Source organism: Rhizobium aouanii, from assembly GCF_037002925.1.
GTDB lineage: Bacteria > Pseudomonadota > Alphaproteobacteria > Rhizobiales > Rhizobiaceae > Rhizobium > Rhizobium aouanii.
Genome location: NZ_JBAMYD010000015.1, coordinates 88,234 through 104,278 on the forward strand (window position 1 = coordinate 88,234; position 16,045 = coordinate 104,278).

The 16,045-nt window shown below is 61.4% G+C and carries 13 protein-coding genes; 7 read left to right on the forward strand and 6 right to left on the reverse strand.

Annotated elements, in window-relative coordinates; translation table 11 throughout:
- Positions 1-73: 73 nt before the first annotated feature.
- The 4 genes from V8P77_RS24750 to V8P77_RS24765 form a co-directional block, all read right to left on the reverse strand.
- The gene (locus tag V8P77_RS24750; RefSeq protein WP_335914621.1) at positions 74-1,618 is read right to left on the reverse strand and encodes a methionine--tRNA ligase; all 1,545 of its coding nucleotides are present in this window, start codon (positions 1,616-1,618) and stop codon (positions 74-76) included.
- Between the two features lie 271 nt (positions 1,619-1,889).
- The gene (locus tag V8P77_RS24755) at positions 1,890-3,236 is read right to left on the reverse strand and encodes an SLC13 family permease (protein ID WP_335914622.1); all 1,347 of its coding nucleotides are present in this window, start codon (positions 3,234-3,236) and stop codon (positions 1,890-1,892) included.
- A gap of 198 nt (positions 3,237-3,434) precedes the next feature.
- A complete protein-coding gene (locus V8P77_RS24760; protein ID WP_335914623.1) occupies positions 3,435-4,949 on the reverse strand; it encodes a malonate--CoA ligase in 1,515 nt (504 codons plus the stop codon).
- Positions 4,946-6,370: a malonyl-CoA decarboxylase gene (locus V8P77_RS24765; RefSeq protein WP_335914624.1), complete on the reverse strand. Its 1,425-nt coding sequence runs from the start codon at positions 6,368-6,370 to the stop codon at positions 4,946-4,948. The genes V8P77_RS24760 and V8P77_RS24765 overlap by 4 nt, the downstream gene beginning before the upstream one ends.
- A 177-nt stretch (positions 6,371-6,547) precedes the next feature.
- Between V8P77_RS24765 and V8P77_RS24770 the strand changes: the two genes are divergently transcribed.
- Complete coding sequence (locus V8P77_RS24770; RefSeq protein WP_335914625.1) at positions 6,548-7,198, forward strand: GntR family transcriptional regulator; 651 nt, start codon at positions 6,548-6,550, stop codon at positions 7,196-7,198.
- Between the two features lie 85 nt (positions 7,199-7,283).
- Here V8P77_RS24770 and V8P77_RS24775 read toward each other — a convergent pair whose 3' ends face one another.
- Positions 7,284-8,942, reverse strand: coding sequence for a carboxylesterase/lipase family protein (locus V8P77_RS24775; protein WP_335914626.1), 1,659 nt, complete (start codon positions 8,940-8,942; stop codon positions 7,284-7,286).
- A gap of 137 nt (positions 8,943-9,079) precedes the next feature.
- Between V8P77_RS24775 and V8P77_RS24780 the strand changes: the two genes are divergently transcribed.
- Positions 9,080-9,973: a LysR family transcriptional regulator gene (locus tag V8P77_RS24780; protein ID WP_335914627.1), complete on the forward strand. Its 894-nt coding sequence runs from the start codon at positions 9,080-9,082 to the stop codon at positions 9,971-9,973.
- A gap of 68 nt (positions 9,974-10,041) precedes the next feature.
- Here the strand turns inward: V8P77_RS24780 and V8P77_RS24785 are convergent, their stop codons facing one another.
- Positions 10,042-10,443, reverse strand: coding sequence for an acyl-CoA thioesterase (locus V8P77_RS24785; RefSeq protein WP_335914628.1), 402 nt, complete (start codon positions 10,441-10,443; stop codon positions 10,042-10,044).
- A 285-nt stretch (positions 10,444-10,728) separates the two neighbouring features.
- On the opposite strand from V8P77_RS24785, the gene V8P77_RS24790 reads away from it, so the two are divergent.
- The 5 genes from V8P77_RS24790 (at position 10,729) to dxs (ending at position 15,925) form a co-directional block, all read left to right on the forward strand.
- Positions 10,729-11,664 (forward strand): histone deacetylase family protein, encoded by a 936-nt coding sequence (locus V8P77_RS24790; protein WP_221947007.1) that lies wholly within the window; start codon positions 10,729-10,731, stop codon positions 11,662-11,664.
- Positions 11,665-11,666: 2 nt separating this feature from the next.
- Positions 11,667-11,918, forward strand: coding sequence for an exodeoxyribonuclease VII small subunit (locus V8P77_RS24795; protein ID WP_003545921.1), 252 nt, complete (start codon positions 11,667-11,669; stop codon positions 11,916-11,918).
- Between the two features lie 86 nt (positions 11,919-12,004).
- Positions 12,005-12,772 (forward strand): SDR family NAD(P)-dependent oxidoreductase, encoded by a 768-nt coding sequence (locus tag V8P77_RS24800; protein WP_028742753.1) that lies wholly within the window; start codon positions 12,005-12,007, stop codon positions 12,770-12,772.
- A 147-nt stretch (positions 12,773-12,919) separates the two neighbouring features.
- Positions 12,920-13,843, forward strand: coding sequence for a pirin family protein (locus tag V8P77_RS24805; protein ID WP_033181434.1), 924 nt, complete (start codon positions 12,920-12,922; stop codon positions 13,841-13,843).
- Positions 13,844-14,008: 165 nt separating this feature from the next.
- Positions 14,009-15,925: a 1-deoxy-D-xylulose-5-phosphate synthase gene (gene dxs / locus V8P77_RS24810; RefSeq protein WP_335914629.1), complete on the forward strand. Its 1,917-nt coding sequence runs from the start codon at positions 14,009-14,011 to the stop codon at positions 15,923-15,925.
- The last annotated feature ends 120 nt before the right edge of the window (positions 15,926-16,045 follow it).

Sequence of the window (16,045 nt, forward strand, 5' to 3'; positions counted from 1 at the left end):
ATGACATTCTGGGTCACGTCAAAACTCTGCGCTGCCTGAGTTGCAGCGCAGAGGGTCTCGGGCCGGTTCCCCTTCAGGCCGCCGCTCTTTGCGGAAAGAGGACGGCTTGTGGAGCGGCTTTGACCCCGCCGACGATTAAGGGGTCCCGATAGAGGCGAGGAGATGGTATTCCGAGCCTCGAATGCAGCTTTGCGGCCGAGCTTGGCAGGAACGGCAGGAGGCAGCGGGCAACGACCGCAAGACCGTAGACCTGCTCGGCCAGGGAGGCGCCGAGACGAGCAGCGGTTGCCTTCCGATCTTCCGGTGTGAGATCGGCAAGCAGGGCTTTCGCATCCGCCCATGGTGCGCGTTGTGTAAACCGCCTGTTCGCCTCGCCGATAAACGCGAAAATATCGGCGAGCCCGATGTGGAGCTCGTAGGCATCGAAGGCTTCAGCCACCTTCCCCGGAAGACGGGCAGCCTCGTCTGCAAAGTCGCTGTCCGGTACCGGCGGAACGATGCCGTCGAACGAGGTGGACAAAAGCGCAAGCACCCGGTTGGCGAGATTTCCGAGCTGCCCGGCGAGTTCGCCAGACCATGCGGCTTCGAGACGCTCGGCGGAGAAATCGCCGTCGTCTGCCGAGCGTATATGCCGGAGCAGGTAATAGCGCAGTGCGTCCGGCGTTTCATAGGACTGGATGATGCGTTCCGGATCGATGCCGTTGCCGGCCGACTTGCCGATCTTCCTGCCGTCCACCGTGATGTAACCGTGCACGAGGATCGACGATGGCGGCGGCAGGCCTGCCGACAGCAGGATGGCCGGCCAGTAGATGGCGTGGAACTTGGAGATGCCCTTGCCGACGACATGGATGCGTTGGCCGCCGTTCCAGTAGCGCTGCAACAGGGTTTCATCGGAGCCGTGGCCGAGACCGGTGAGATAGTTCGCCAGCGCATCGAACCAGACGTAGACGACCTCATCTCCATCGGGGATGAGAACGCCCCAGCCTCGCGCCCGCTCGGAACTGCGCGACACGCTGATGTCGGTCAGGCCACGCCGCAGCAGGGCAAGCACTTCGTTGCGCCGATGAGCCGGGACGATCCGAAGCTCGCCGGTCTCGACCAACTCAAGCAGCCGGTCGCCGTAACGGGAGAGACGGAAGAACCAGTTCTCTTCACGGATGGTCTCAAGGGCAATACCGTGTTCCGGGCAGCGCCCGTCATCGAGTTCCGACGGCTCGTAGAATTGCTCGCAACCAACGCAATAGAGACCCTCATAGGCCTTGCGATAGAGGTCGCCATTTCCCGCGCATGCCCTCCACAAGCCGTGGACGCAGGCGATGTGCCTGGGATCGCGGGAGGTGCGGACGAATTCCTCGTTGGAGATATCGAGCAGGCCGCCAAGATGCGCGAACCTGTCTGCATTCGCATCGACGAAGTCCTTGACCGGCGCTCCCGCGGCTTGCGCCGAACGGACATTCTTCAGGCTGTTGTCGTCGGTTCCGCACTGGAACCTGATGTCGTGGCCGAGAAGGCGGAAATGGCGGGCATAGGCATCGGCCTGGACCAGTTCGAGCGCAAAGCCCACATGCGGCGCGGCATTCACATAGGGGATCGAGGTGGTGATGTAGATCGTGTTCATCGGTGCTTCCTTTCGAAGGCTGTTATTGCCCGCGAGACGGATCGACCCATGAAAAGACCGCCTCGAGGGCGGTCGCTGGTGCATTCTGGACGCACGAAACCCGCCACGCTATGAGCGCGGCACCATCATCACGAAAGTGCTAATCAGGGTGTTGTCCATGCGATTTTCTAGCATCGCGGGCCGTTTCGAACAAGCGTGCTCTTCGATCAGGATGCGTCGGCCGCCGCGGGCATGGCCGCGGCGGAAAGCGATGGTTCCTGGCAGCCCGCCGTCACACCAGCCCCGACACGACGAACACCAACCAGGCGACGACCGGACCGATGATCGCGATCAAGGCGCTGTAGACCAGCAGCTGTCGCAGCACCTGCTCTCGCCAGTCATCCGGGGCATTGGCGACGACAAGCGCGCCATTGGTGGAGAATGGGCTGGTATCGACGATCGTCGTCGAGATCGCGATCGCCGCGACCACACCGATGGCGCTGACATGTCCTTGCAAGAGGAACGGAACGGCGAGCGGGATGATCGCGCCGAGCAGCGCGGTCGAGGAGGCAAAGGCCGAGACGATGGCGCCGGTAAAGCAAAGCAGGAGCGCCACCAGCAGCGGCATGCCGAGACTGGATATACCGTTCGCCACGTAGTCGACGGTGCCGGCCTTCTCCATGACGCCGACATAGGTGATGATGCCTGATATCAGCAGCACGGTCGACCAACTGACCTTGTCGATTGCTGCCTTCTGGGTCTTCGGTGACAGCAGCGCCAGGGCGACCGCGACGGTCATGGCGACGAGACCGACATTGAACTTGAAAACCAGCGCGCCGATGCCGAGCGCCGTCAGGCCGATCAAGGTGGTAATTCTCTCATTGTTCAGGCGCAAGGTTGTCGCGGTATCCGCCGCCGTACCATAGGCATGCTCCCTGATCGGTTTTGCCGGCGTGCCGCCGTGACCTCTGATCGACTCCGATACGCCCTCTGGATGGAGTTCGGGCAAGGGACCAAGTGACGCGGGATCTTGCTTCATCACTTTTGCCCCGCCGAAAACGAAGAAGACCAGCACTGCGATCGCCAGGTTGAAGAAGAAGCTGGAGAGAAACAGCGAGGTCGGCGCGAAAGGCAGGCCGGCCTTCGCAACGATCTGGTTGGTGATACCGCCATAGATGCTGATCGGCGAAAAGCCGCCGGCCTGCGCGCCATGGATCACCATCAGGCCCATCATGACCGGGTGGATGCGGTACTGCACAGCAAAGCTCAACGCGACGGGTGCGAGAATGGCGACCGCGGCAGGCCCAAGAGCACCGAAACCGGTAATGATGGCGGCGACCAGGAACATCACCCAGGGAATCAAGCCGATCCGCCCGCGCACCAGGCGGACGGCACATTCGACGAGCCAGTCGATCGTGCCGTTGATCTGCGCGATGGCGAAGAGGTAGGTGACGGCGACGAGCGTCAGGAACAGATCACTCGGAAAGCCGGCAAAAATATCGCTGGTTTTCATCCCGATGATCATCGAGCCGAGCACGAAGGCGCCGGCAAAGGCGAGCGCGCCCATGTTGATCGGCTGGATCGTCGCAATAATGAACATAGCGACCAGCAGGCCTATGGCCAGTAATTCAATACCCATGATTCCCCTCCCTCCGACGCCTCCAGCGCCGTAGTTGTTGTGTTCAAGATTGATGCGGAATGTCGACGCACCCTCCTCCCAGAGGGCGCAGCCGCCTTAGAGCGGATCAGCTTTTCATGGAAACGCAGAGCCGCTCTAAGTTTTTGTTTTTACGCAATTCCGTACGGAAAACCGCTTCACACTTTTCCTGGAATTGCTCTACCTCCCGGTATAAAGATCGGCGTATTGCTGCCGCAGGATGTTTTTCTGAACCTTACCCATGGTGTTGCGCGGCAGGTCGTCGGCGAAGATGATGCGCTTGGGTTGTTTGTAGCGGGCAAGACGGTCCTGGAGGGCGCTGACGATGGTCTTTTCATCGAGGGCAGCGCCGGGCTTGCATACGACGACGGCCGTTACGCCTTCTCCGAAATCGGGATGCGGCACACCGATCACAGCGCTCTCAACCACACCCTCGATCTGGTCGATCTCGCCTTCGACCTCTTTCGGATAGATGTTGTATCCACCCGAAATCACCAGATCCTTGCCGCGACCGACGATGTGGACATAACCGTCCCGGTCGATCTTGCCGAGATCGCCGCTGATGAAGAAACCGTCGGCGGTGAACTCGGTCGCCGTCTTTTCCGGCATGCGCCAATAGCCCTTGAAGACGTTCGGCCCCTTGATCTCGATCATGCCCGTTTCTTCAGGCGGCAGCACCAGCCCGGTGGCGGGATCGGTGACGCGCACCGTCACATCAGGCAGCGGGAAGCCGACGGTTCCGGCAATCCGTTTGCCCTCATAGGGGTTCGACGTATTCATATTGGTTTCCGTCATGCCGTAGCGCTCGAGAATGGCGTGACCGGTGCGGGCCTGGAACTCGGTATGGGTTTCGGCAAGCAGGGGAGCCGAACCGGAAATGAAGAGGCGGACGCTGGCGACCGCCTCTCTGTCGAGGCGCGGGCTTTGCAGGAGGCGCACATAGAAGGTCGGCACGCCCATCAGCATGGTTGCCTCAGGCATCAGTGAAACGACCTCGTCGGCGTCGAATTTCGACAGCAGGAACATCGAGGCGCCGGCGAGCAATGTGACGTTCGTGGCGACGAACAGCCCATGCGTGTGGAAGATCGGCAAGGCATGGATCAGCCGATCGTCGGCGGTGACGCGCCAATAGTCTCGCAAGGTCAGGGCGTTCGAGAGCAGGTTCCCATGCGTGAGCATCGCCCCCTTGGAGCGTCCGGTCGTTCCCGACGTGTAGAGGATCGCAGCCAGATCATCGGCGGAACGCGAGGCATCGACGAAGTCGGCCGGCTCATCGCGTGCGAGATCCAGCAACGAGCCGCTGCCGTCGGCATCGAGCGTTTCGACGATCGCGCCGTGAGGCTTGGCGATTTTCTCCACGCCCTCTCTCGCAGCCGACGCAACAACCACCAAACGCGGCTCCGCATCGCCGATAAAATAATCGAGTTCAGCCAGCGTATAGGCGGTGTTGAGCGGCAGGTAGACCGCGCCGGTTCGAAGACAGGCGAGATAGAGGATCAGTGCCTCGGCACTTTTCTCGACCTGCACCGCCACCCGGTCGCCGGGGCGAATGCCGAGCGTGTCCATCGCGCCGGCAATGCGGCCGGAAAGAGCGAGCGCGTCATCATAGGTCCATGTGCGCGTGCTATCGATCCGGATGAACGGTGCGTCACCGGGTGCGGCCGTCCGCATGGCGTCGAAAAGGTGGTTGCTCACTTTCGCCCTCCTCCAAGCGTTGAATTCATTATCTGTGCGAATGGCCGGGAGCCTTGCTGGCCATTGCCGCCGCGGCGGCTTTCGTCGTTCTGGTTGAGCAGGTTCTTGACGGCAGGCGAGGCAATCACCTCGCCGCGCTGCGCTAAGGCCTCGTGGTTGGCCACGATATCGTCGAGCTTGTAGAGGTAGTTGACCATCAGGCCGTGTGCCTGCTGCATCGCCTTGGCCGAGCGGTCGCCGAGAAAATTCAGTCTTTCCAGTCGAGCGCCGTTGCCGAGATGGAAGCGGGCGACAGGATCGACAGGGCGGCCCTCTGGCGTCCGTTCGATGAGGAAATAACGCGCTGCAAGAGGCAGCAGCACGCGCTCCACTTCCGCCGCCGTCTTCTCGTTGTCAGGCCAGCTCGGATCGTCCAGCAGCGTCAGCGTTTCGAGGGCCGCTTCCGGCAGCAACCGGTCGGCGGCCTGCGCACGCGCCTTGGCAAGCCAACGGGCAAAGCCTGGGACGGGCGACAGCGTGACGAAATTCTTGAGGCCGGGCAGGTCTCTGCGCAGGTCTTCCACGACCTGCTTGATCAGGAAGTTGCCGAACGAGATGCCGCGCAAACCATCCTGGCAGTTGGAGATCGAATAAAAGACAGCCGTCGTCGCCTCGTCGGCATTGATCTGCTCCCTGCCCTCGACCAGCACATCTCCGATCGCGCTGGGTACGGATCGTGTCAGCGCCACCTCGACGAACACGAGCGGCTCGTCGGCCAATCGGGGGTGGAAGAAGGCAAAGCATCGGCGGTCGGCCGGTGCCAAACGACTGCGCAATTCCTCCCAGCCGGCGATCTCGTGCACGGCCTCGTATTTGATGATCTTTTCAAGAATGTAGGCCGGCGTCGACCAGTCGATGGGTCGCAGCGTCAGAAAGCCGCGATTGAACCAGGAGCCGAACAGATGCGTGAAGTCGGCGTCAAGCGCGTGATATCCTGCGGATTGGTCTTTGGAAGCAAGCAGTTGCTCACGCATCCGGACAAGCTTGGCGGTGCCGTTCGGCGCGTGATTCAATCGGCGCAGAAGCTCCTGTCGCCGCGGCTCGGCTGCCTGGTGGAGCGCGATGATCGCGGCAGAGCTTTTGTCGGTGCGGTAATTTTCAATCGCCTGGTCGAGCTTGGCCGAGTCGGGCCCGAACTTTTCATGCAGCATATGAAGGAATGCCTGGGCGCCCTCGCTGTCGAGCGCCTCCCAGCGATCAAATATCTCGGCTGCAAGCGCCATGCCCGAGGCTTCGCCCCGGCTCGACAGCAGCATTTCACAGAGTGTCTGGAGATCGGCCTTGGCTGCGACCTGCGTGGCGCGCGCGCCGGAAAACAGAAGCTGGCGTCCGCGATCCGTGATGCTCTGCAGCATGTCGGTGAAGAAGGAAGCCTCAGACATGCCATTCTCCTTTCTTCTGCTGGTATTTTCTGTTGGGCCGGCTGGGTGCGGACCGTTTTCGACGGCTGCTTCCCATCGTCGGGTTTCACCGGTAGTATGTAGAATGCCACTCTTCGTACACGAGGTCAATGATCGTGTATACAAGAAGTGCCACTATGTATGAGGGAATTGAAACGAATGTCCGAGAATGTCGGCCGATGGCTTCGTGATGAGATTGAAAATTCCATTCTTTCCAACGAGTTCTCCCCCGGTGAGCGGCTCGACGAAATGGTGCTTGCGACGCGTTTCGGGGTCTCCCGCACGCCGGTGCGCGAGGCGCTGATGCAGCTCGATGCGATCGGCCTCATCGAAATTCGACCGCGCAGAGGCGCAATCGTCATCGATCCGGGGCCACACCGCGTCTACGAGATGTTCGAGGTGATGGCCGAATTGGAGGGCTTGGCCGGGTCGCTTGCCGCACGACGGCTGGACAAGGCCTCCCGGGAAGCGATCACGGCCACCCACAGCCGCTGCGAGCAATCAGCCGCGGCCGGTGACAGCGATGCCTATTATTACGACAATGAGGAATTCCATAAGGCCATCTATGCAGCGGGCCGAAGCGAATTCCTCGAGGAGCAATGCGTGCAATTGCACCGCCGCCTGCGGCCTTATCGCCGCCTCCAGCTGCGCGTACGCAACCGCCTGTCGACGTCCTTCTCAGAACATTGCGCCATCGTCGACGCGATCTTTGCCGGAGACGGAGATGAAGCCCGCCGCCTGCTGCGGACGCATGTCGGCATTCAGGGAGAGAGGTTCAGCGATCTGGTCGCAAGCATGGCGATCAGATGAGTCGGCAGCGTAAGTGATCTCAGGCGGCAGCGAACCCGAGGGGCGTCTGCGATCTCATCGCCCAGCGACGAAAGCGGGCGGTCTTTCACGCCGCATAGCGATAAAGCGCGGCACGATTGAAGGGATCGATTTTCAGGTCGGCAATGGCCCGACGTGCGTCGCCACGCCAGTCGCTGGCGGCCTCGCAACTTGCGTCGATCAGCATCGTCGTCCGCGTGGCGCTGTCGTACGGTTTCCATTCGGGCAGGCGCTCATTGTTCGGGTTGCCCGTCCGCGCGAAGTTCACGAAGGCCGACATCATGTTCATCGAGGTTTCCATCGCATCAGCGCCCGCTCCGGTCATGGCTCCGGCTTCGTTCACCGTGCCGAAGGCGAATGGAATATCGACGGCATGCGGCGAGCCGAGCACGCCGTTTTGCCACGGAATGGTCCAGGTGAAATTATACATATAAACAGATGCCTGGCCTGATGCGCCCGACTTGATTTCCGCTGCCTCGGTGAGCGGGCGACGGAACTGTACATCCGATGCAACCGCGACCAGGATGTCCGAAGGCGTCATCTCGGGGGCGTCCTTTCGGTAGGCCGCCACGATGGTATCGATTTTAGCGTCATCGATCGCGAAGACAGAGCGCATCCGCGCACGCATTTGCGCCTCGGTAAGGCTGAAATTTCGCATGTCGCTCTGAAAGAACAGGCTGGCCTCCGTCTTGGTACTGCCCATCATCAACGGCACATTGACGTGCATTGCCAATCCCAGCCGGGTCATCGGCTGTGCGATGATGTGCTTTCCGTCGATCACGGGCCGCGCCCCTTCCAGACCCGACGCCGCGACCGCGCGCGTCCGCGCATCAAGAAGGTTCTGAAACGGAAGCTGCTGCATGGCCGCAAGATTTTTCGGATCGACACCGAGTTCCTTGATGAGCGCGTTGACATAGGGTTCCATCGCCGAAGCCGGATCGACATTGAGCCCAGCCGCCCCGCTCATGCTGATGGCGCGATGAAAGAGGCCCTGCGCCTTTGGCATGGCCAGCAGGGTCATGATCTTCGATCCGCCGCCGGACTGGCCGAAAACCGTCACGCTGCCGGGGTCGCCGCCGAAGGCCTCGATATTGTCGCGCACCCATTCCAGGGCGGCAATGATATCGAGGTTGCCGGCGTTAGCGGCATCGCCGAACGCCTCGGGATCGAGATGCGAAAGACTGGTATAGCCGAATGCATTGAGACGATGGTTGATCGTCACCACGACCACGTCGCCGTAGCGAGCGAGATTGCTGCCATCGAGACCGGCACCGCCGCCACCGCCATTGATATAACCGCCGCCATGGATATAGAGCATCACCGGCCGCTTGGCCTTGGCATTCAGGTCAGGCGTGAAGACGTTGAGGACGCAGCAGTCTTCGCCGAGCGGCTCCTGCTGATTATACCATTCGAAGATCGCCCCATCCATTCCGGTATTGATCTGCGGGCATAGCGAGCCGTAACGCGTGGCATCTCGCTCCCCGCTCCAATGAGGGACGGGCTGCGGCGCCCTGAAGCGATTGGCTCCCGCCGTCGTATCGGCATAGGGGATGCCCTTGAAGCTCACCGCCCCCTTTGCTGCGGCGCCTCGCAGGATACCATTCGTGATCTTCACCGTGATCGGGTCTGCCGCCATTGCCATGGTTCCTCGCAAAACGATGGGTGCGGCGATGCTGAGCATAGCAGTTGAAAGGAACTGGCGTCTGTTCTGGCGTCCGGTTTTCATGCGTCTCTCCATCGGTGGTCAGCATCTTGCTGGCCACTGAAACCAATCGGCAGGCACGTCTGGCATCATGAGTAACTTGGCTTGCTTCCATCGAAAAGATGGTGAAATGATCTAGCCCCTATTAGGAATTCTAATACATGGCCAACAGAAGCTATAATGATCTTGCCGTTTTCGTCGCGGTCGCGCGCGAGGGAAGTTTTACCAAGGCGGCGGCAAAGCTCGGCGTTTCCCAATCGGCACTCAGCCAGACGATCAAAAATCTCGAGGAGCGCCTGGGATTGCGGCTGCTGGCGCGAACATCGCGCAATCTCTCCGCCACCGATGCGGGAGAGCGGCTTCTGATGTCACTCGGATCCCATTTCGAGGAAATCGACGCGGAACTGGAAGCGCTGATCCAACTAAGCGAGCGGCCGGCGGGCAGGATCGCGATTACGACAAGCCAGCATGCGGCCGATACGATCCTTTGGCCCGTGCTGCAGAAATTTCTCCTCGACTACCCCGAGATCAACATCGAAGTGATCGTCGACTCGGTGATGGTTGACGTGATTGCAGAACGGTTTGACGCGGGCGTGCGCCTTGGAGAGCAGGTCGAAAAGGATATGATAGCCATGCGGATCGGCCCGGACCTGCGCATGGCAGTGGTCGGCTCTCCCGCATATTTCGCGCGATATGGGGAGCCACAACACCCGGATGACCTCACACGACATAAGTGCATCAACATCCGCATGCCGACCTCCAAGGCGATCAACGCCTGGGAATTCGAGAAGGATGGCAAGGCGGTGAAAGTGCGGGTTGACGGTCAGGTCGTGTTCAACAGCGGCTCGCTGCGAATGAATGCCGCCCTTGCCGGTGTCGGCTTGTCCTACATGCTTGAAGACCACGCGCAGGCTTACCTGGGCGACGGACGGCTAATCCGAGTCTTAACGGACTGGTGTCCACCATTTCCCGGATACCATCTCTATTACCCAAGTCGCAAACAGCACTCTGCGGCGTTTGCGCTGTTATTGGATGCATTGCGGTATCGGACATGAAGCGCCGGCACAGAGTGCGTGCCAGGCAATTCCTTGGAAAACCGCTTCGTATTTTTGCTAGACCTGCCCTAATTCAGAAACCGATAGAGCCAATCCCGCGTTTCCTCCGGCAACGAAGCCGGGGACTGGTCTTCGGGGGTGTGGGCCTGCCAGATGATTTCCACTTCGGCGGCGCGCTCCTCGCCGGTATCGATCGAAATGAGGAAGCCGATGGAGCGCACGCCGATCTTGTCGATGGTGGCGGTGAAGGTTGCCGGCTCGTCGTAGTGCAGCGGACGGTGGAGAAAGCAGGAAACCTTGCTGGGGCTATAGACGGGTTCGTCATCGACATCGGGCCGTGAGGACCAGAAGTTCGCAAGCACGGACTCGGCATAGGAAATATAGGAGGCCAGAAACATCTGGCCGGTCATATCGACATCGCGAAACGGCACGCGTATTTCCGCCACATCAGGACGTTTCGACCGACTCATCAACAGATCTGCCTTACAGAGTTCCCATCACAACACTACTTCATAATTGCTTATACCGGAACCTGTTTAAGGATAAATTACGCAATAGTTCAAAGTGTTACAGTGTCCTCCACGCGCCTGAAAAGATGCGGCGGCGCTGCAATGGACCGGCTCGATGGAAACGGCGCAAATGAGACAGTGTAATAGGCGAACTGTCGGACGGCGCGGCAAGAGCGCTTGTTGAAATCGTCAGGCGATGCCCCATCTGCTGTGGCACATGACATAAGCGACCGATAGAGTGTCTTCATGAGCACCCGTCTTTATGAACACCCGATCTTCCTGGAACATGTCACGCCCGCGGGCCATCCGGAGCGATCAGACAGGATCCGCGCCATCAATGTCGCGCTGGAACATCCGAATTTCGAGCGGCTGGAGCGCCGGCAGGCGCCGCAGGCGAACGAGGATGCGGTGCTGCTGGCGCATCCGGAGGAACATCTCATCGCCGTCATGCGGGAAATCCCCGAGGAAGAGGGTGAGATCAACCAGATCGAAGCCGATACCTATGCCAGCAGCAAGAGCCTGCAGGCGGCGCTGACCGGTATCGGCGGGGCGATGGCGGCGGTCGACGACGTCTTTACCGGCCGGGCCGACAATGTCTTCGTCGCCGCCCGCCCGCCGGGGCACCATGCCGAGAAGATGACGGCGATGGGCTTCTGCTTCTTCAACAATGCGGCGATCGCCGCCCGGCATGCGCAGAAAACGCATGGCGCCGAGCGCATCGCCATCGTCGACTGGGACGTGCACCACGGCAACGGCACGCAGGATATCTTCTGGGACGATCCCTCGGTGCTGTTCTGCTCGACGCATCAGATGCCGCTCTATCCCGGCACCGGCGCCAAGGACGAGAAGGGCAAGCACAATACCGTCGTCAATGCGCCGCTGTCGCCGAATGTCGGCAGCGACCATTTTCGCGAGGCATTCAAATCGCGTGTGCTGCCCGCCCTTGACGATTTCCGGCCGGATCTCATCATCATTTCCGCCGGCTTCGACGCGCATCACCGCGATCCCTTAGCGCAGATCAATCTGACCGGCGAGGATTTCGACTGGGCGACCGGGCGTGTGCTCGAACTGGCGGACCGGCACGCGAAGAACCGGGTCGTCAGCCTGCTCGAAGGCGGTTATGATCTCGAGGGACTCGCCGAATCGGCGGGCATGCATATTCTGAGAATGATGAAGGGTTGAGAATGACTGACAGCGCCAAGCCTGAGGTATCAGGCCTTTCCTTCGAAAAGGCGGTCGCCGAACTCGAAAGCATCGTCGCCCGGCTGGAACGCGGCGATGTGGCGCTGGATGAATCGATCGAGATCTACGAGCGCGGCGAAGCGCTGAAGAAACATTGCGAGACGCTGCTTTCAGCCGCCGAAAACCGCATCGAGAAGATCAGGCTCGACCGCGCCGGCAAGCCGCAGGGCGTCGAGCCGCTCGACGGCGCCTGAGACAGCAAACTCCCTTTTGAAGGCGCTTGGCTATCGGCTTCGGACCGATCTATGATCCCCATCCAAAACGATGAGGGGACAAGGAAATGACGGACAGGTTGAAGGGCAAGGTCGCCATTATCTCGGGCGGCGCGACCGGCATGGGCGGTGCCGCTTCGAAGCTTTTTGCGGCGGAAGGCGCGCGTGTTGCGATCATCGACCGCAATGGCGATGCAGCCGCAGAGACCGTGAAGCAAATCCGTGATGCCGGCGGCGAGGCCGATTGCTGGACGGCCGATGTCTCGGACGAAGCCGCCGTCAACGCCGCCGTCGCGGGCGTCGAAGAACGCTACGGCGCGGTGACCGTGCTCTTCAATCATGCGGGCACGATCGTCATCAAGCCTTTCCTGGAAACGACGGTTGAGGAATGGGACTGGCTGCACGCGGTCAATGTGCGCTCGATGTTCCTGATGACCAAGGCCGTGCTGCCGAAGATGATTGCAAGCGGCGGCGGGTCGATCGTCTGCACCTCGTCGATCTCGGCGGTCGCCGCCACGCCGATGGAAGTGCTTTACGACACGACTAAAGGGGCCGTGCATATGTTTGCCCGCGCCATCGCGGTGGAATTCCGTGACCGCAACATCCGCTGCAACGCCGTCTGCCCCGGCTTCATCCGCACGCCGCACGGCCTGCGCGAGGTGGCCGACCTGCAAGCGCTCGGCGTCGACGTTTCGGATGCCGCCATTGCCGCCCAGCAGGGGCGGATCGGCGAGCCGGAAGACGTGGCGCGGGCCGCGCTTTATCTCGCCAGCGACGAGTCGAGCTTCGTCAACGGCGCCCATCTTTTCGTCGACAACGGTTTTACCGCGATCTGAACCAATCGCGACGTGCTTTCCAGTGCCGGAGCGTCCTTTGCGCTTTCGAGTGTTGAAGCGTCCCTTTGCGCGTCCGATTGGACGCGCGGCGCTCCAGGCGCTATCTGTGGGCGATGACGCGCGGCACTGTAGCGATCGGAGATCCCCATGTCCTTCTTTCCCGGTAAAGATCCCCTGCCCGGCGATGCCTTCGCCTGTGATGCGATCGAGAGCCTGATCATCCCGCGCACCAGCGATATCGGCGGTTTTCAGGTGCGCCGCGCGCTGCCCAGCCGGCAGCGGCGGTTGGTCGGGCCGTTCATCTTCTTCGACCGCATGGGACCGGCGATCCTGAAGCCGGATGAGGCGCTCGACGTCAAGCCGCATCCGCATATCGGGCTGTCGACGGTCACCTATCTGTTCGACGGCGAGATCCGCCATCGCGACAGTCTCGGCACCGAAAAGGTCATCCGTCCCGGCGACATCAACCTGATGACGGCCGGCCGCGGCATCGTCCATTCCGAGCGCACGCCCGACAATCTGCGCGGCCATCCGCTGCTGATGTCGGGGCTGCAGACCTGGCTGGCGCTGCCCGACGACAAGGAGGAGATCGATCCCGCCTTCGCCCATACGGAAAAATCCGCCATGCCGCTGATCGAGACGGCAGGCGTGCGCGGGCGCGTGGTCATCGGCTCGTTCGAAGGCATGACATCGCCGGTCGGCGTTTTCTCCGACACGCTCTATGTCGATCTCGACCTGCAGCCGGGCGCCAAATTTCCCTTCGGCGCGGGCCACGAAGAGCGCGCCGTCTATGTGCTGTCGGGCGAGGTCGTCATATCAGGCGACCGCTTCGCTGCCGACCAGTTGCTGGTCTTCCGGCCGGGCGATCAGATCACGCTGGAAGCCGGCCGCGATGGCTGCCACCTGATGCTTTTCGGAGGGGCGGCGCTCAATTCGAAACGTTATATCTGGTGGAATTTCGTCTCCTCCTCGAAGGAGCGGATCGAACAGGCCAAGGAGGAATGGCGTACCGGTCGCTTCGATATCGTGCCGGGGGATGAAGAGGAATTCGTGCCGTTGCCGGAGGGCTGAGCGACACGAAATGAGAGAAATAGACCAGGATATACTCCGAAAACCGTTCACACTTTTCGACACCATGCTCTAAGGTGAAAAGCTTCGGTTCCTGAAATGCACTTGTTTTGCCGCAATCTAATCGAATAAAGCGGAACAAGGAAAAGCAAGAAAGAGCGCCCGCCCGTGACACAACTGCCGAAGACCCCCCTGCTCGACCAGGTCATCTATCCCGCCGACCTGCGCAAGCTCGAGGATCGCGACCTGCCGCAGCTCGCCCGCGAAGTCCGGGACGAAATGATCGATGCGGTGTCGCGCACCGGCGGCCATCTCGGCGCCGGTCTCGGCGTCGTCGAATTGACGATCGCCATTCACAGCGTCTTCGACACGCCTGATGATCGGCTGATCTTCGATGTCGGCCATCAATGTTATCCGCACAAGATTCTCACCGGCCGGCGTGACCGCATCCGGACGCTGCGTCAGGAAGACGGGCTGTCCGGCTTCACCCGCCGGGCCGAAAGCGAATATGACCCCTTTGGGGCGGCGCATTCCTCGACCTCGATCTCGGCCGGCCTCGGCATGGCGATTGCCGCCGACCTCGACAAATCGGACCGCCGCGTCATCGCCGTCATCGGCGACGGGGCGATGTCGGCCGGCATGGCCTATGAGGCGCTGAACAATGCCGGCGCACTCGATGCGCGCCTCATCGTCATCCTCAACGACAACGACATGTCGATCGCGCCGCCGACGGGCGCAATGAGCGCCTATCTCGCGCGCCTTGCCTCGGGTCGCACCTATATGGGCTTCCGTGACTTCGGCAAGAAGCTGACGGCCTATCTCGGCAAGAATATCGACCGGGCGATCACTCGCGCCGTCGAGCATGCGCGCGGCTATGTCACCGGCGGCACGATGTTCGAGGAGATGGGCTTTTATCATATCGGCCCGATCGACGGGCATTCCTTCGACCACCTGCTGCCCGTCCTGCGCAACGTGCGCGACAATGGGCGCGGACCGGTGCTGATCCATGTCGTTACCCAGAAGGGTAAGGGCTATCCGCCGGCGGAAGCCGCAGCCGACAAATATCACGGCGTCAACAAATTCGACGTCATCACCGGCGCCCAGGCCAGGGTCAAGCCGAATGCGCCGAGCTATACCAGCGTCTTTGCCGAAGCGCTGGTGCAGGAAGCCACCCTCGACGACAAGATCGTCGGCATCACCGCCGCCATGCCGAATGGTACCGGCCTCGACAAGCTCGCCGAGGCCTTTCCGTCGCGTTGTTTCGACGTCGGCATTGCCGAGCAGCATGCTGTCACCTTCGCCGCCGGCCTGGCAGCGGAAGGTTACAAGCCGTTCGCCGCGCTTTATTCCACCTTCCTGCAGCGCGCCTACGACCAGGTCGTGCATGACGTGGCGATCCAGGGATTGCCGGTGCGTTTTCCGATCGACCGCGCCGGCTTTGTCGGCGCCGACGGGCCGACCCATGCCGGTTCATTCGACACCACTTTCCTCACCACCCTGCCCGGCTTCGTGGTGATGGCGGCGGCAGACGAGGCCGAACTCAAGCACATGGTGCGCACGGCTGTCGCCTATGACGGCGGGCCGATCTCGTTCCGCTATCCGCGCGGCGAAGGCGTCGGCGTCGACATGCCGGCGCGCGGCGAAATCCTGCAGATCGGCAAGGGCCGCATCGTCAAGGAAGGCACTAAGGTGGCGCTGCTTTCCTTCGGCACCCGGCTTGCCGATTGTCTGCTGGCCGCCGAGGATCTCGACGCCGCGGGACTTTCGACGACAGTCGCCGATGCGCGCTTCGCCAAGCCGCTCGACCATGATCTGATCCGCCAGCTTGCCCGCCACCACGAGATGGTGATCACCGTCGAGGAAGGCTCGATCGGCGGTTTCGGCAGCCATGTGATGCAGTACCTTTCGAGCGAAGGCCTGCTTGATAACGGGCTGAAGATCCGCTCGCTCGTCATGCCCGACATCTGGATGGAACAGGCCAAGCCCGAAGCCATGAACGCCCACGCCGGCCTCGACCGCGCCGGCATCGTCTCGACGGTGTTCAGGGCGCTGGGGCGCGGTGTTGCGGTTGGGGTTGCGGGATAATGTTTTGGTGAGGGCGTGCCGTGTGAGGCCCCTCATCCGCCTGCCGGCACCTTCTCCCCGCAGGCGGGGCGAAGGGGACCTGTCTCGGCCTTCTCCGTTCCCCCACCAACCTCTCGCAGG

Coding starts and splice junctions, on each gene's coding strand:
- V8P77_RS24750 (WP_335914621.1), bottom strand. CDS start 1,618: ATGAACACGATCTACATCACCACCTCGATCCCCTATGTGAATGCCGCG.
- V8P77_RS24755 (WP_335914622.1), bottom strand. CDS start 3,236: ATGGGTATTGAATTACTGGCCATAGGCCTGCTGGTCGCTATGTTCATT.
- V8P77_RS24765 (WP_335914624.1), bottom strand. CDS start 6,370: ATGTCTGAGGCTTCCTTCTTCACCGACATGCTGCAGAGCATCACGGAT.
- V8P77_RS24770 (WP_335914625.1), top strand. CDS start 6,548: ATGTCCGAGAATGTCGGCCGATGGCTTCGTGATGAGATTGAAAATTCC.
- V8P77_RS24775 (WP_335914626.1), bottom strand. CDS start 8,942: ATGAAAACCGGACGCCAGAACAGACGCCAGTTCCTTTCAACTGCTATG.
- V8P77_RS24780 (WP_335914627.1), top strand. CDS start 9,080: ATGGCCAACAGAAGCTATAATGATCTTGCCGTTTTCGTCGCGGTCGCG.
- V8P77_RS24785 (WP_335914628.1), bottom strand. CDS start 10,443: ATGAGTCGGTCGAAACGTCCTGATGTGGCGGAAATACGCGTGCCGTTT.
- V8P77_RS24790 (WP_221947007.1), top strand. CDS start 10,729: ATGAGCACCCGTCTTTATGAACACCCGATCTTCCTGGAACATGTCACG.
- V8P77_RS24795 (WP_003545921.1), top strand. CDS start 11,667: ATGACTGACAGCGCCAAGCCTGAGGTATCAGGCCTTTCCTTCGAAAAG.
- V8P77_RS24800 (WP_028742753.1), top strand. CDS start 12,005: ATGACGGACAGGTTGAAGGGCAAGGTCGCCATTATCTCGGGCGGCGCG.
- V8P77_RS24805 (WP_033181434.1), top strand. CDS start 12,920: ATGTCCTTCTTTCCCGGTAAAGATCCCCTGCCCGGCGATGCCTTCGCC.